The organism is Aureimonas endophytica (assembly GCF_014642635.1).
GTDB classification, from domain to species: domain Bacteria; phylum Pseudomonadota; class Alphaproteobacteria; order Rhizobiales; family Rhizobiaceae; genus Plantimonas; species Plantimonas endophytica.
On sequence record NZ_BMIQ01000002.1, the window covers coordinates 589,648 to 603,907 of the forward strand.

Annotated in this window: 14 protein-coding genes; 9 read left to right on the plus strand and 5 right to left on the minus strand. The window is 70.9% G+C overall.

Going from position 1 to position 14,260, the window contains the following annotated elements; all coding sequences use genetic code 11:
• Positions 1-35 precede the first annotated feature (35 nt).
• Positions 36-1,358, plus strand: a complete 1,323-nt coding sequence (locus IEY14_RS09035; protein WP_188908127.1) for a M16 family metallopeptidase — start codon at positions 36-38, stop codon at positions 1,356-1,358.
• Positions 1,358-2,242, plus strand: a complete 885-nt coding sequence (locus IEY14_RS09040; RefSeq protein ID WP_188907877.1) for a patatin-like phospholipase family protein — start codon at positions 1,358-1,360, stop codon at positions 2,240-2,242. The genes IEY14_RS09035 and IEY14_RS09040 overlap by 1 nt, the downstream gene beginning before the upstream one ends.
• Positions 2,243-2,245: 3 nt before the next feature.
• On the opposite strand, the gene IEY14_RS09045 is transcribed toward IEY14_RS09040, so the two are convergent.
• On the minus strand, positions 2,246-3,280 hold the full coding sequence (locus IEY14_RS09045) for a DNA topoisomerase IB (RefSeq protein ID WP_188907878.1): 1,035 nt from the start codon (positions 3,278-3,280) through the stop codon (positions 2,246-2,248).
• Between the two features lie 166 nt (positions 3,281-3,446).
• Between IEY14_RS09045 and IEY14_RS09050 the strand changes: the two genes are divergently transcribed.
• The 7 genes from IEY14_RS09050 (at position 3,447) to lpxK (ending at position 9,332) form a co-directional block, all read left to right on the plus strand.
• Positions 3,447-3,665, plus strand: coding sequence for a hypervirulence associated TUDOR domain-containing protein (locus tag IEY14_RS09050; protein WP_188907879.1), 219 nt, complete (start codon positions 3,447-3,449; stop codon positions 3,663-3,665).
• A 111-nt stretch (positions 3,666-3,776) separates the two neighbouring features.
• Positions 3,777-5,117: a TldD/PmbA family protein gene (locus IEY14_RS09055; protein WP_188907880.1), complete on the plus strand. Its 1,341-nt coding sequence runs from the start codon at positions 3,777-3,779 to the stop codon at positions 5,115-5,117.
• Entirely contained in the window at positions 5,114-5,911 is a 798-nt protein-coding gene (locus IEY14_RS09060) for a 3'(2'),5'-bisphosphate nucleotidase CysQ (protein ID WP_188907881.1), read from the plus strand. The genes IEY14_RS09055 and IEY14_RS09060 overlap by 4 nt, the downstream gene beginning before the upstream one ends.
• A gap of 13 nt (positions 5,912-5,924) precedes the next feature.
• On the plus strand, positions 5,925-6,161 hold the full coding sequence (locus tag IEY14_RS09065) for a DUF4170 domain-containing protein (protein WP_188907882.1): 237 nt from the start codon (positions 5,925-5,927) through the stop codon (positions 6,159-6,161).
• Positions 6,162-6,199: 38 nt separating this feature from the next.
• Complete coding sequence (locus IEY14_RS09070; RefSeq protein ID WP_188907883.1) at positions 6,200-6,979, plus strand: lysophospholipid acyltransferase family protein; 780 nt, start codon at positions 6,200-6,202, stop codon at positions 6,977-6,979.
• Positions 6,976-8,307 (plus strand): lipid IV(A) 3-deoxy-D-manno-octulosonic acid transferase, encoded by a 1,332-nt coding sequence (gene waaA, locus IEY14_RS09075; protein WP_188907884.1) that lies wholly within the window; start codon positions 6,976-6,978, stop codon positions 8,305-8,307. Before IEY14_RS09070 ends, waaA begins: the two co-directional genes overlap by 4 nt.
• Positions 8,307-9,332, plus strand: a complete 1,026-nt coding sequence (gene lpxK, locus IEY14_RS09080) for a tetraacyldisaccharide 4'-kinase (RefSeq protein WP_244639398.1) — start codon at positions 8,307-8,309, stop codon at positions 9,330-9,332. The genes waaA and lpxK overlap by 1 nt, the downstream gene beginning before the upstream one ends.
• A gap of 10 nt (positions 9,333-9,342) precedes the next feature.
• Here lpxK and IEY14_RS09085 read toward each other — a convergent pair whose 3' ends face one another.
• The 4 genes from IEY14_RS09085 to glgX all read right to left on the minus strand — a co-directional run bounded on the left by IEY14_RS09085 (position 9,343) and on the right by glgX (position 14,251).
• Positions 9,343-9,573, minus strand: coding sequence for a DUF2093 domain-containing protein (locus IEY14_RS09085; RefSeq protein ID WP_188907886.1), 231 nt, complete (start codon positions 9,571-9,573; stop codon positions 9,343-9,345).
• Between the two features lie 81 nt (positions 9,574-9,654).
• A complete protein-coding gene (mutL, locus tag IEY14_RS09090) occupies positions 9,655-11,526 on the minus strand; it encodes a DNA mismatch repair endonuclease MutL (RefSeq protein ID WP_188907887.1) in 1,872 nt (623 codons plus the stop codon).
• 4 nt (positions 11,527-11,530) lie between these two features.
• Entirely contained in the window at positions 11,531-11,941 is a 411-nt protein-coding gene (locus IEY14_RS09095) for a DUF2442 domain-containing protein (protein WP_188907888.1), read from the minus strand.
• A 273-nt stretch (positions 11,942-12,214) separates the two neighbouring features.
• Entirely contained in the window at positions 12,215-14,251 is a 2,037-nt protein-coding gene (gene glgX, locus IEY14_RS09100) for a glycogen debranching protein GlgX (RefSeq protein WP_188907889.1), read from the minus strand.
• Positions 14,252-14,260 lie beyond the last annotated feature (9 nt).

Here is a 14,260-nt window from a genome sequence, read left to right on the forward strand (position 1 = left end):
TTTCCCGTCGAAGGACCGCTTTGATCGTGACCGCGATGTTCCGCCCGCTTCCCCGCCTCGCCGCCGTTCTCGGCTTCTCGCTCCTTTCCGCCTTCGCGCTGCCGGGCGCGGCGGGCGCGGTGGAGATCAAGGAGATCACCAGCCCCGGCGGCATCCGCGCCTATCTGGTGGAGGACTACACGAACCCGCTCGTCGCCGTGAACTTCGCCTTCAAGGGCGCCGGCTCCGCCGCCGATCCGGCGGGCAAGGAGGGCACGGCCAATCTTCTCACCGGCCTCCTCGACGAGGGCGCCGGCGACATCGAGAGCCGCGCCTTCCAGGACAAGGTGGACGAACTCGGCATCGGCCTCAGCTTCGATGCCTCCTACGACAATTTCACCGGCTCGTTCCGCACCATCGTCGAGAACGAGGACGAGGGCTTCGACCTCCTGCGCCTCGCGCTCAACCGGCCGCGCTTCGACCGCGAGCCGCTGGAGCGCATCCGCGGCCAGATCATGACCGGCATCCTCGCCAACGAGAACGATCCCGGCGACCTCCTGACCAAGGCCTGGCGGCGGACGACCTTCCCGGACCATCCCTATTCGCGCCCGCAGGAGGGCACGAAGGAAACGCTCGCGGCGATCGGACGCGAGGACCTGCAGCGCTTCCGCGACAAGGGCTTCGCCCGCGACAACCTCGTCGTCGGCGTCGTCGGGGCGATCGACGCGGAGGCGCTGGGCGCCGAGCTCGACCGCGTCTTCGGCACCCTGCCGGCCAAGGCCGAACTGCCGAAGGTGGCCGACGTGACGCCGACGCTCGCCCGCCGCGAGGCGGTGGCGCTGGACGTGCCGCAGACCCTCATCCGCTTCGCCCTGCCGGGCGTGAAGCGCGACGACAAGGACTTCTTCGCCGCCTATCTCATGAACCACATCTTCGGCGGCGGCACCTTCACCTCGCGTCTCTTCCAGGAAGTGCGCGAGAAGCGGGGCCTTGCCTATAATGTCGGCTCCTTCCTCGCCTCCTACGACCATACGGCCGCGATGACCGTGTCCACGGCGACGCGCTCCGACAAGGCGCAGGATTCGATCGACATCATCAAGGCGGAGATGAAGCGCCTCGCCGCGACCGGGCCGACGTCGGAGGAACTGGCAACGGCCAAGGCCTTCGTGAAGGGCTCCTATGCCATCCGCAATCTCGATTCCTCGCTCGCCATCGCCTCGACGCTGGTCGGCATCCAGCTCGACGATCTCGGCATCGACTACATCAACCGCCGCGAGGCGCTGATCGACGCCGTGACGCTGGAGGACGTGAAGCGCGTTGCGGCCCAGCTGCTCGGCGTCGAGCCGACCGTCGTCACCGTCGGCCCGAACGGCGCCTGATGGCCGCCGAGGCCTCGATCGGCCTCGCGCTCGGCGGCGGCGGCGCGCGGGGTCTGGCGCATATCCATGTCCTCGAAGCCTTCGATGATCTCGGACTGAAGCCGGCCGCCATCGCCGGCTCCTCCATCGGCGCCATCATCGGCGCCGGCTATGCCTTCGGCATGAGCGGCGCCGAGGTGCGCGACTACACGCTCGCCTCCTTCGCCTCGCCCCGCCATATCGGCGGCATCCTCTGGGCGAGCCGGCCGACGAGCTTCGCCGAGTTTTTGGCTGATGGCGGCTTCCGCTTCGGCCAGCTCAATGCCGAGCGGCTGCTCACGGCCCTTGTCCCTCATATGGCGACGGTGGAGTTCGCCGAACTCGTCATTCCCCTGTCGGTGACGGCGACGGATTTCTACGCCCGGCGGTGCCTCGCGATCGAGACCGGCCCGCTTGTCAGCGCGCTCGCCGCCTCGGCCGCGCTGCCCACCGTCTTCCGCCCGGTGCGGCGCGAGGGCGCCGTGCTGATCGACGGCGGCATCTATGAGCCCTTGCCCTTCGAATGGCTGCGCGACAAGGCGGCCGGGGTCGTCGCCGTCGACGTCAATGGCGGGCCGGAGGGCGATCCGCGCCGCCTGCCGAGCCCGGTCGAGGCGATGGTCGGCGCCTCGCAACTCATGCAGCAGTCGATCATCGAGACGAAGCTGCGCCTCGCGCCGCCCGATCTCCTGTTCCGCCCGCCGGTCTCGCGCTTCGGCGTCCTCGATTTCCTGAAGGCCCGCGACATCCTGGACGAAACCGTCTCCCTGCGCGAGGAGGCGAAACGCGGCCTTTCCGGTCTCCTGGAGGCGAAGGCGGGCGCCGGGCGGGCGGATCTCGCCGGTGCCATTTCCGACGCGCTCTGACCGTCAGCTCGTCGCGACCTCTTCCAGGAAGCGCATCAGGCCTGTCTCCTCGCGCGTCAGGCCCTGGCGCGGCTTGCCCTTGAGCAGGCCGGGATCGAGCCGCCCCGCCTCATAGGCGCTGACGATCTCGGGATGGACATAGGAGGCGCGCGCCACGGCCGGCGTGTTGCGCAGCCGCTCGCTGACGGCCCGCATCGCCTTGCCCACCGCCCGCTTGCGCTTGGCCTCGGTATCGGCGCCGAGCGCCGTCTCCTCGGCGAGAAGAAAGCGCAGCGCCTCGGCCGAGCCGTGGAAGGTGCGGAAATCCTTGGCCGAGATCTTCGAGGCGGCGGCGTCGCGCAGGTATTCGTTGAGGACCGGGGCCGTCAGGTGGCGCTTGCGCTTGCCGTCCTTGAAGGCGAAGAGGCGCTTCGCCCGCTGCTCGCGGAAGCGACCGAGCGAGGAGAGAAGCGGCTTGTCGCCGACCTCGATCTCGTTGACCTTCGAGGACTTGCCGAGGAAGCGCAGGGTCCCGCCGGCCTTGCCGAGCTTCAGGTCGCGCCGGGTGAGGGAGGCGACGCCGCGCCCGCCATCCTCGGCATATTTCTCGTGGCCCGGCCGCATCGCGGCCAGATCGACCAGCCGGGCGGCGGTGGCGCAGGCGCCCCGCCGGTCGACGGTCTTGCGCCGCATGTCGCGCGCGATGCGCTTGCGCAGCTTCGGCAGCGCCTTGCCGAAGCGCAGGAGGCGCTCCGTCTTCACGGCATTGCGCACATTCACCCAATGTTCGTGATAGCGATACTGGATGCGGTCCTTCTCGTCCCGGCCGATCGCCTGGATATGGCCGTTCTCCTCCAGGCAGATCCGCACGTCGCGCCAAGCCGGCGGAATGGCGAGGGCCTGGATCCGCGCCTTCAGTTCCTTGTCGATCGGGCGTTCGTCCTCGGTAAAGCAGATCGAATGGCCGCGTCCGTGTTTCCGGCGCTCGATCAGGAACTCCTCCGGATCGACGAGAAGGAGACCGAAGCGTTCGGCGTGAAAGGCGAGGCGTTTGTCCATCGAACTCGGGGCACGGCAATGGACCATACGAACGGGCGCCGGCTGTCCGGGTTCCCGTGGCGCCTGCGGCGAAACGCGCCACGGTCGCCGCGCCCCGGAACGGAACGCCGCCGCCCCGCCGCGCTTCCCCTGCCAGAAGCAACGGCCAGGAACAGGAGCGCCGGCGATGGACAAGTTCAAGCGCGGCCAGGAAGTCGAATGGAAATGGGGGAAGAGCAAGGCGTCCGGCAAGGTGACGCAGAGCTTCACCTCCGACGTCACCCGCACGATCGAGGGCAAGGAGATCTCGCGCAAGGCGGATGCCGACCATCCCGCCTATATGATCAAGCAGGAGGACGGCGCGCGGGTCCTGAAGAAGCATTCCGAGCTTTCCGCCAAGCACTGACGCCGTTCCCGGCGATCACGAGGCCGCGCTCGCCAGCGCGGCCTTTTCCTTTGCTTGCTGGCGGGCCTGGGGCACCATAGATGGGGGCGGGGCAGCGAACCGGACGGAACCATGATCGACGCCAATCAAAGCCTTCTGGACAGCGCGGCCCGCCTCGTCGAGGCGGCGCGGCGGGCCGGCGCGGATGCGGCGGACGCGGCCGTCGTGCGCTCGCGCTCGCGCGGGGTCTCGGTGCGGCTCGGCAAGCCGGAAGAGGTGGAGGCGTCGGAAAGCGAGGACATGTCGCTGCGCGTCTTCGTCGGGCGGCGCAGCGCCTCCGTCTCGGCCGATGCGCGGGTGGAGATCGGCCCCCTGGTCGAACGCGCTTTGGCCATGGCCAGGGTCTCGCCGGAGGACCCCTATGCCGGCCTTGCCGACCCCGCGCTGCTGGCGCGCGGGTCGCAGGAGGCGCTCGATCTCTTCGACCCGTCCGAGCCGTCCGGCGAGGTGCTTCGCGAGGAGGCGCTGGCGCTGGAGGATGCGGCGCGCGCCGTGCCGGGCGTCACCAATTCGCACGGCGCCTCCGCCGGCTACGGCCATGCCGGACTGGTGCTCGCGACCTCGGACGGCTTTTCCGGCGCGCGGACGCGCTCCTCCTTCTACCGCCAGGTGTCGGCCGTGGCGGGCGAGGGCGTGCGGATGCAGCGCGATTCGGATTTCGATTCCCGCCTGCATCTCGCCGATCTCGACAGCTGCGAGGCGATCGGGCGGAGCGCCGGCGAGCGCACGGTGCGGCGCCTCGAACCGCGCATGATCGCGACCGGCCGCTATCCCGTCATCTTCGACCGCCGCATCTCGCGCGGCAAGATCGGCAATCTCCTCAGCGCCATCAACGGCGCGGCCATCGCCCGCGGCACGAGCTTCCTGAAGGACCGGATGGGCGCCGCCATCCTGCCGCGCGGCATTTCGGTGATCGACCGGCCGCTCCTCGCCCGGCGGCCCGGCTCGCGCGACTTCGACGGCGAGGGCGTGCGCGGCGAGGATCTGGTGCTGGTCGAGGATGGCGTGTTGCGGAACTGGCTGCTCGACAGCGCGACGGGGCGCGAGCTCGGCCTGCCGACGAACGGCCGCGCCTCCCGCTCCTCCGGCGGCCTTTCGCCCTCGTCCACCAATGTCGAGGTGACGCCGGGTCCGATGACCCTGGAGGCGCTGCTGCGCGACACCGGCCACGGCATCTATGTCACCGACACGATCGGCCACGGCGCCAATCTCGTGACCGGCGACTATAGCTGCGGCTTTTCCGGCTTCATGATCGAGAATGGCGAGCTCACCTTCCCGATCTCCGAAATGACCATTGCCGGGCATCTCGCCGAGATGTTCCACTCCATGGTGCTCGCCGACGATCCGGACCTGCGCTTCACGGTGGCGGCGCCGACGATGCGCTTCGAGGCGATGACGGTGGCGGGCCGGTGAGCGCGGCGGCCGGCGCCGATCTCGACCTCCTCCTCGCGGCGGCGGCGGAGGCGGGGCGGGTCGCCCAGCGCTTCTTCCGCCAGTCGCCGCAGGTCTGGTGGAAGGAGGGGCATTCCCCGGTCTCGGAAGCCGACTTCGCCGTCGACACCTATCTGCGCCAGACGCTGCTCGCCGCCCGGCCCGACTATGGCTGGCTGTCGGAGGAGACCGAGGCGGTGCCGATCACCGGCCCGGAGCCGGACTGCTTCTTCGTGGTCGATCCGATCGACGGCACGCGCGCCTTCCTGCGCGGCGAGGAGACCTGGTGCGTCGCCCTGGCGGTGATCCGGCGCGGCCGGCCGGTGGCGGCGGTGGTCGATGCCCCGGCCAAGGCGGAAGTCTTCCACGCGACGCGGGACGGCGGCGCCTTCCTGAACGGGGCGGCGCTCGATCTTTCCGAAAGCCCCGGCGAGCGACCCTTCGCCGTCGCCATGCCGGACGGCATGCGCAAGGCGCTGACACCGGACATGCGCCGCGATCTCCGCGCGACGCCGAGCGCGCCCTCGCTCGCCTATCGCATCGCGCAGGTCGCGGCGGCGCGGATCGACGGCACGCTGATCCGGCCGAGCGCCAGCGACTGGGACATCGCCGCCGCCGATCTGATCCTCGCCGAGGCCGGCGGGCGCCTCGGCGACATCGAGGGCGAGGAAAGGCTTTACAAGCTCGAAGGCAGGAGGCATGGCCTGCTCATCGCCGGTGCGCGGCACGCCTGGCCGACGCTGCAGGCGATCGCCCGGGCCGCCACATCCATCTGAGGGATCGACGGACATGGTTGCGGAACAGGAACCCAAGCAGCTCCTGCATCTGGTCTTCGGCGGCGAGCTCGCCAATCTCGACAAGGTCGAGTTCGCCGATCTGAAGGCGGTCGACATCGTCGGCATCTATCCCGACTACGCGACCGCGCTCACCGCTTGGCGCGGCAAGGCGCAGCAGACCGTGGACAATGCCGCCATGCGCTATTTCATCGTCCATATCCACCGCCTGCTCGACCCGGAACGCGGTTGACGGCCGACGGCCGGCCGGGAGCGGCACCGCGGGATTTCATGAGCGACGAGGACGCCGAGCGGGAGGCACCGAAGCCACGGCAGAGGCGCAGCCTGACCAAGCGCCTACGGCTGCGGCTGCGCCGCCTGATTCGCCACGACCGGGCGATGCGGCTTCTCGCCTTCCTGGTGGAACAGGCGCTGACCGTCATCGTCGCGACGCAGAGCCGGCTGGCGCCGCGGACTGAGAGCGACGCGGCCCTGCGGCGGCACGGTCCCGTGATCGTCGGCTGCTGGCACGGGCAGCATCTTCTCGCGCCCTTCTTTCGGCCGAAAGACATGCGCTTCGTCGCGCTTCTGTCGAAGAATGCCGATGCCGAGGTGAATGCGCGCGTGGTGGAGCGTCTGGGAGTGGAAACGGTGCGCGGCTCCGGCGGGCGGGTCCCCGGCAAGACCCTGGAAAAGGGCGGCGCGCGGGCGCTGATCGCCCTGCGCCGCCGCATGGCCGAAGGGGCGAGCGTCTTCATGATCGCCGACGTCTCCAAGGCGACGCCGCGTCAGGCCGGTCTCGGCATCGTGACGCTCGCCAAGATCAGCGGCCGGCCGATCATGCCCTGCGCCGCCACGACGAGCCGCCGCCATGTGGTGCGCCGGTCCTGGGACAAGACGACGATCCCGCTGCCCTTCGGCCGCATGGCCGTCGTCGTCGGCGATCCGATCTTCGTGCCCGCCGATGCCGATGCGGCGCTTCTGGAGGAGAAGCGCCGCGAGGTGACGGCGGCGATCGAGGGCGCCAATCGCCGGGCGCTCGAACTCGTCTCGGCGGAGATGGCGGCGTGAGCGGGCGCTGGGCGCGCACCGCGCTGACCGCCTATCGCCTCTTCGGCGCCGTCGCCTATCCGATGCTCGGCCCCTATGTCACTTGGCGGGCGACGCGCGGCAAGGAGGAGCTGGCGCGCCGGCGCGAGCGCTACGGCTTCGCCGGCGTCGAGCGGCCGGACGGGCCGGTCGTCTGGGTCCATGCGGCGAGCGTCGGCGAAAGCAATGCGGTCATCCCGCTGGTGCGCGAGATCGTGGCCGAGCGGATCGGGGTCGTGATGACGACCGGCACCGTCACCTCCGCCGGCATCGTGCGCGAGCGTCTCGGCGACAGCGTCATCCATCAATATGTCCCGCTCGACTTCAAGCCCTCGGTCGCGCGCTTCCTCGACCACTGGCGCCCCGATCTGGCGCTCGTCGCCGAAAGCGAGATCTGGCCGATGACCATGCTGGAGCTGACGAAGCGGCGCATTCCGCAGGTCCTCGTCAATGCCCGCCTGTCGGACCGCTCCTTCCGCCGCTGGAAGGCGGCGCCCTCGGTCGCCGAATCGCTTCTCGAAAACCTCGCCCAGGTCGTCGCCCAGTCGGATGTCGATGGCGAGCGCTTCCACGTCCTCGGCGCGCGGGCGGTGACGGTGGCCGGCAATCTGAAGGCGGAGGCCGGCCCGCCCCCCTTCGACCCGCAGGTGCTGCGCATCCTGTCCGGGGCGATCGGCGACCGGCCCGTCTGGGCCGCCGTCTCGACCCATCCGGGCGAGGAGGCGACGGCGGCGGATGTCCACCGCGCGCTGCGTCTCGCCCGGCCCGAACTCCTCACCATCGTCGTGCCGCGCCATGTCGAGCGCGCCGACGCGCTCGCCGCCGAATTCGCGCAGCGCGGCCTCAGCGTCGCGAGGCGCAGCCGGGGCGAGATGCCGGACAGGACGACCGACATCTATCTCGGCGATACGATGGGCGAGATGGGCCTTTATCTGCGTCTCACCGAGATCGCCTTCATCGGCCGCTCGCTCGCCGCCCATGGCGGGCAGAATCCGCTGGAAGGCGCGATGCTCGGCACGGCGATCCTCTCCGGCCGCTATGTGCAGAACTTCCGCGACATCTATTCGCAGCTCCTGCGGCGCGGCGGGGCGCGGCTCGTCAAGGATGGCGAGAACCTGCGCGACGCCGTCGCCGAACTCCTCGACCGCCCGGACCGGCGCCGCGCGATGATGGCGGCGGCCGGCGACACGGTGGCCGAGATGCAGGGCGCGCTCGACCGCACGCTTCAGGCGCTGGAGCCGTTCCTGCGCCCGCTGAAGCTCTCGATCAGCCTCGACGACAGCCGGATGCGGGCCGGCGGCGGAGGATGATGGCGGGAGAGACGCCCGGTTTCTGGTGGCGGGAGGCCGGCTGGCAGGCGAAGCTTCTCGGCCCCGCCGCCGCGCTCTATGGCACGGTCGCGGCGCGGCGCCTCGATCGCGGCGAGCGGGCCGAGACCGGACTGCCGGTGCTCTGCGTCGGCAATTTCACCATCGGCGGCGGCGGCAAGACGCCGACGGCGATCGCCCTGGCCGGCGCGGCGCGCGCGGAAGGGCTGGTGCCGGGCTTCGTGTCGCGCGGCCATGGCGGGACGGCGCGCGAGGCGGTGCTGGTCGATCTCCACCACCATCATGCCGGCCTCGTCGGCGACGAGCCGATGCTGCTCGCGCGCCACGCGCCGACCGCCGTCGCGGTCGACCGCAAGCGCGCCGCCGCGCTGCTCGCCGCGCAAGGGGTCGATTTCCTGATCATGGACGACGGCTTTCAGAGCGCGCGGCTCGCCGTCGATTTCGCGCTGATCGTGATCGATGCCGGGCGCGGCCTCGGCAATGCCCGCGTCCTGCCGGCGGGTCCGCTCCGCGCGCCGCTCGGCCCCCAGATCCGCCATGCCGACGCGCTCCTGGTCATCGGCAAGGGGTCGGCCGGCGACGGCGCCATCCGCCGCACCGCCAAGGGCGGCAAGCCGGTTCATGAAGCGGTGCTGCGGGCCGAGACCGTCGAGCACCTGCGCGGCCGGCGGCTCTTCGCCTTTGCCGGCATCGCCGATCCCGGCAAGTTCTATCGGACGATCCGGGAACTCGGCCTCGATCTCGCCGGGCGGCGCGACTTTCCCGACCACCATCCCTTCACGCTGGAGGACATGGCGGATCTGCGCGAAGAAGCGGCCCGCGCCGGGGCGCGGCTCGTCACCACCGAAAAGGATGCGGTGCGCCTGGAGGCACGCGGCGCCGAGGGGCGCGCCTTTCGGGCCGAGATCGAGGTGCTCGGCGTCGCTCTCGCCTTCGAGCCGGCGGGGCTCGGGCGACGTTTCGTACGCGAGACGCTGGCCGCCTTCAAGCGCCGGCGCCTTCGCTGATCAGCGGCCTTCAGCGGCCGGCGACGGCGGCGAGCCTGGGATTGGCCTCGAGTTCGCGCTGGAGCGAGACCGCCGCGCTCGCATAGGGCTCCTGCCGCGCGACGCTCCAGTAGCGCAGCATGTCGAGGGGGATCGCCTCGCCCGTCACCGCGCAGCGCACGAAGGCGCCCGGCTTCAGCACTTCGAAATCGCCGTCGATATAGCGAAGCCGCGCCTCGCCGCTCATGTCCATTCGGTTCATGGCTCTCAGATAGAGCATCGCCCCGCGAAGCGGAAGCGCTTGCCGTCGAAGCCAGCCTTTCGGGGCGCGATTATCCGGCCGTCAGCGACGGCCGAACAGGCGCTCGATATCGGCGAGCTTCATCTCGACGAAGGTCGGCCGCCCGTGATTGCACTGGCCGGCGCCGGGCGTCGCCTCCATCTGGCGCAGCAGCGCATCCATCTCCTCGCCGCGCATCGGCCGCCCGGCGCGCACCGAACCGTGGCAGGCCATGCGCGAGGCGATGGCATCGACGCGCTGGCCGAGCCCTTCGCCGCTTTGGCCGTCGGCCAATTCGTCGGCGAGGTCTCGCAGCATGGCGCGCGTATCGACGTCGCCGAGAATCGCCGGCGTCGCGCGCACGGCGACCGCGCCCCGTCCGAAGCGCTCCAGCTTCAGGCCGAGCCGGTCGAAGCTCGGCGCCGCCTCCGCGAGGCGGTCGACATCCTCCTCCGGCAGGTCGATCACGTCCGGGATGAGGAGAAGCTGTGCGGCGAGCGGCGCCCCGTGGATCGCCGTCTTCATGCGCTCGTAGACGAGCCGCTCATGGGCCGCGTGCTGATCGACGATGACGATGCCGTCGCGCGTCTCGGCGATGATGAAGGCCTTGTGCACCTGGGTCCGCGCCGCGCCGAGCGGAAAGGCTTCCGCCTCCGGCCCGTCCGGTTCGGGGGCGGAAGCGGCTTGGCGCGCGGCGGGGGCGAAGCCGTCCCAGGTCGCGGGACCCTCTTCGGCGAAACCATAGGCCGGGGCGGCGGCTTGCGCCTCCGGCTCCAGCGGGCGGAAGGGCGAGCGCGCCGCCTCGAAGGGCGTTCGCGGCGTCTCGCTGCGGTGATAGGCGGGCGAGCGCGCCCCGTGCAGCGTCGAATGGCGGAGCGCCGGCTGGAGTGGCGCCGTGGCGGCGGCCTGGCGGAAGGCGCCCAGCATGTCGGCCGCGCCGCGCGTCGAGCCGCGCAGGCCGGATTCGCCGAGCGCCTGCCGGATCGCGCCGATCACGAGACCGCGCACGAGGCCCGGATCGCGGAAGCGGACATCGGCCTTGGCCGGATGGACATTGACGTCCACCTCCACCGGATCGATCGTCAGGAACAGCGCGGCGACGGGGTGGCGGTCGCGCGCCATCACGTCGGCATAGGCGCCGCGCAGCGCCGAGAGCAGCATCTTGTCGCGCACCGGCCGGCCGTTGACGAAGACATATTGGTGCAGCGCATTGCCGCGCGCATAGGTCGGAATGCCGGCATAGCCGCGCAGGACGACGCCCTCCCGCTCGGCATCGACCTCCAGCGCATTCGCCATGAATTCGGAGCCGAGCACGGCGGCGAGGCGCGCCGGCAGGTCGCCCGGCTCGAACACGGTCTCGCTGCGGTCGCTGCCGGACAGTTCGAAGCGCACCGGCGGAAAGGCGAGGGCGATGCGGCGCACGACCTCGGTGATGGCGCTCGCCTCGGCGCGCTCGCCCTTCAGGAATTTCAGCCGCGCCGGCACCGAATGGAAGAGATCGCGCACCTCGACCACCGTGCCGCGCGACAGGGGCGCCGGGCGCGGCCCCTCGCAACGGCCGTTGCCGACGAAGACCTCCGCCGCCTCCGCCGCGCCCTCCGCCCTGGAGCGCAGCGTGAGGCGCGCCACCGAGCCGATCGAGGGCAGGGCCTCGCCGCGAAAGCCGAGCGTCTCCACCAGGGAGATGTCGCCGCCGAGCTTCGAGGTGCAATGGCGGCGGACGGCGAGCAGCAACTCGTCCGGCGGAATGCCGCAACCGTCGTCGCTGATGCGGATCAGCGTCTTGCCGCCGCCGGCGGTCGCGATGGCGATGCGCCGCGCCCCGGCATCCAGCGCATTCTCGACCAGTTCCTTGACGACGCTCGCCGGCCGCTCCACCACCTCGCCGGCGGCGATCTGGTCGATGACATCGTCGGGAAGCTGACGAATGGGCATGGCGTCACCCCGCCTTGCGCGGCCGGCCGCCCTTGCGCCCGTTCTCGCGCGAGGCCGCGACCTTGGCGGGCGGGCGCGACTGCCCGCCGCGCCGCGCCGCCTCCATGAAGCGGGCGGTGCCGAAGATCCCCGCCATCAGGCCCTTGATGGTGAAATCCGCGTCGAGCGTTTCCCAATGGAGACCCGTCTCGCCCTGGATCTCGACCTCGGCGAGTTCGGCATCGCTCGCGTCTTCCAGGCCCTGCAGCGAACGGGCCGGCACCATGAAGCTCGATCCATTGGCGAAGTCTATGACGATCCGCCCCGACGCCGCGTCGTAGCGCGCGGCCTGCGGCAGCGGCATGGAGGCACGCTCCTCCTCGCCGCGCCGAACCGCACGCTCATAGTCCTCGTCCGTCACTTCAAACCGGGCCATGACTCTTCTCCCAGCGTCGGATGAGAAACTCCTGATGCCGTTCGGCCAAACGGATTGGGTGGAACAGCAACCACGCCGACGTCATCAGGCTCCGAATGTCGCCAGTCGCCGCCAGATCGATCCACAGGCATTCGCCGCGTTCAAAGACGCGCATCGGAGCCGGCGACGGTCATTCTTTCGGATGACAGGCGCCGACCGATTTCTCGGACGGATCATCATCCATCGATAGCCCGAGGTCTTGGATTCAGGCAAGCCGGCCTTGATCACGCTTGTTCATGTTTCCACGACGATCAGCACCGCGCGCGCCGGCACCACGAGTGGGTGGTCGGAGGCGAGGGGCACCGGCTCGGCATCCGGGCGGTCGGAGCGCAGTTCGAGGACGAAGCCGGTCTTCGTCTCGGGCAGCCGCGCCAGCACCTCCTCACGGCCCGCATTGAGATAGACGAGCGCGCGGGCGAGGCGGCCATCGCCGTCCGGCGCCGTGAGATCGAGCGCGAGGACGCGGCGCCCGTCCTCCTGCCAGTCCCGCACCTCCATCTCCTCGCCGTCCTCGCGCCGCCAGACGGCGTCGCGCGCGGCCCCCGCCGTCACGGGCTCGCCCGTCAGGAAGGCGTCGCGCGCCAGCGCCGGATGGGTGCGGCGCAGCCCGGCGAGCCGGCCGACGAAGGCGACGAGCTCCCGGTCAGCGCGCGGCCAGTCGATCCAGGTGATCTCGTTGTCCTGGGCATAGGCATTGTTGTTGCCGCGCTGCGTGCGGCCGAGTTCGTCGCCGGCGGTGAGCATCGGATTGCCGCGCGCGACGAAGAGCGTCGCGAGCAGCGCCCGGACGTCGCGAGCGCGCGCTTCCAGGATCGCCGGGTCGCCGGTCTCGCCCTCCGCGCCGTTGTTCCAGGAATGGTTGTCGTTATGGCCGTCGCGATTGTTCTCGCCATTCGCCTCGTTGTGCTTGCCGGCATAGGCGACGAGATCGGCGAGGGTGAAGCCGTCATGGGCGGCGAGGAAGTTGACGCCGGCCGAGGGGCGGCGCCCGTCGGTGGCGAAGAGATCGGCCGAGCCGGCGAGCCGCGTCGCCAGCGCGCCGACCATGCCGGCGTCGCCGCGCCAGAAGCGGCGCACGTCGTCGCGGAAGCGGTCCTGCCATTCGAGGAAGGGCGGCGGGAAATTGCCGACCTGATAGCCGCCCGGCCCGATATCCCAAGGCTCGGCCACATGGATGCGGTCCTTCAGCACCGCATCCTCTGCCACCATGGCGAAGAAGGGCGCCTTGCGGCTGAAGCCGGTGTCCTCGCGGCCGAGCACCGTGCCGAGATCGTAGCGGAAACCGTCGAGTCCGGTCTCCTCCACCCAGCGCCGCAGCGTGTCGCGGAACAGGCGGACCACCGGCGCCCGGTCGGCGGCGAAGGTATTGCCGGTGCCGGTGTCGTTGACGAGCCGGCCGGCATCCTCGCGCGCATGGCGATAGTAGAGCGCGTTGTCGAGGCCGCGAAAGGCGATGGTCGGGCCGAACTCGTCGCTTTCGCCGGAATGGTTCAGCACCACGTCGAGAAGGACGCGGATGCCGCGATGGTGCAGCGCCTCGACGGCGGCGCGGATCTCGGGAAAGCCGCCCGGCGCGAGGCGCGGGTCGGGCGCCATCAGGGCGATGGGATTGTAGCCCCAGGCATTGGTGAGGCCGAGCGCGGCGAGATGGCGCTCGTCGAGCGAGGCGGCGAGCGGCATCAGCTCCACCGTCTCGACGCCGAGCCGCGTCAGATGGTCGAGAAGCGGCGCCTCGCAGAGAGCGGCGACCGTGCCGCGCAGCCGCACCGGAAGATCCGGCCGGCTCTGCGAGAAGCCGCGCACCAGGAGCTCGTAGGTGAAGCCGGGCGGGGCGAAGGGGAGGGGGCGGGCGCCGGTTTCCGGCGGGAGCGCCAGGGCGCGCGGCACGAAGGGGCCGCTATCGAGGCCGCGCGACGGCGGCGCGGCGAGTTCCGGCCGCCAGACGAAGGCGCGGTCGAGACGCCGCGCGTAAGGATCGACCAGGAGCTTCGAGGCGTCGAAGCGATGCCCGCGCGCCGGATCAAAGGGTCCGCGCGCCCGGAAGCCGTAGCGCGCGCCCGCCGCCATGCCGGGCGCGAAGCCGAAGCGCACATTGCCGTCGCGGCCCGGCAAGCGCAGCCGCTCGGTCTCGCGCGTGCCGAACTCGTCGAAGAGGCAGAGCTGCACCTCGTCGGCATTCTCGGAATAGACGGCGAAATGCACGCCGTCCTCCGTCACCGTCGCGCCGAGCTCGGCGGGCAGGCCGCGCTCGGCCGTCAGAAGCGTCGCCATGGCGGGCCG

What these genes read in the sequence shown, in the direction of transcription:
- IEY14_RS09045 (WP_188907878.1), bottom strand. Translation starts at nt 3,280, where the DNA reads ATGGACAAACGCCTCGCCTTTCACGCCGAACGCTTCGGTCTCCTTCTC.
- IEY14_RS09065 (WP_188907882.1), top strand. Translation starts at nt 5,925, where the DNA reads ATGGTTGCGGAACAGGAACCCAAGCAGCTCCTGCATCTGGTCTTCGGC.
- IEY14_RS09035 (WP_188908127.1), top strand. Translation starts at nt 36, where the DNA reads ATGTTCCGCCCGCTTCCCCGCCTCGCCGCCGTTCTCGGCTTCTCGCTC.
- IEY14_RS09050 (WP_188907879.1), top strand. Translation starts at nt 3,447, where the DNA reads ATGGACAAGTTCAAGCGCGGCCAGGAAGTCGAATGGAAATGGGGGAAG.
- IEY14_RS09055 (WP_188907880.1), top strand. Translation starts at nt 3,777, where the DNA reads ATGATCGACGCCAATCAAAGCCTTCTGGACAGCGCGGCCCGCCTCGTC.
- IEY14_RS09040 (WP_188907877.1), top strand. Translation starts at nt 1,358, where the DNA reads ATGGCCGCCGAGGCCTCGATCGGCCTCGCGCTCGGCGGCGGCGGCGCG.
- IEY14_RS09095 (WP_188907888.1), bottom strand. Translation starts at nt 11,941, where the DNA reads ATGGCCCGGTTTGAAGTGACGGACGAGGACTATGAGCGTGCGGTTCGG.
- mutL (WP_188907887.1), bottom strand. Translation starts at nt 11,526, where the DNA reads ATGCCCATTCGTCAGCTTCCCGACGATGTCATCGACCAGATCGCCGCC.
- glgX (WP_188907889.1), bottom strand. Translation starts at nt 14,251, where the DNA reads ATGGCGACGCTTCTGACGGCCGAGCGCGGCCTGCCCGCCGAGCTCGGC.
- lpxK (WP_244639398.1), top strand. Translation starts at nt 8,307, where the DNA reads ATGGCGGGAGAGACGCCCGGTTTCTGGTGGCGGGAGGCCGGCTGGCAG.
- IEY14_RS09085 (WP_188907886.1), bottom strand. Translation starts at nt 9,573, where the DNA reads ATGAACCGAATGGACATGAGCGGCGAGGCGCGGCTTCGCTATATCGAC.
- IEY14_RS09070 (WP_188907883.1), top strand. Translation starts at nt 6,200, where the DNA reads ATGAGCGACGAGGACGCCGAGCGGGAGGCACCGAAGCCACGGCAGAGG.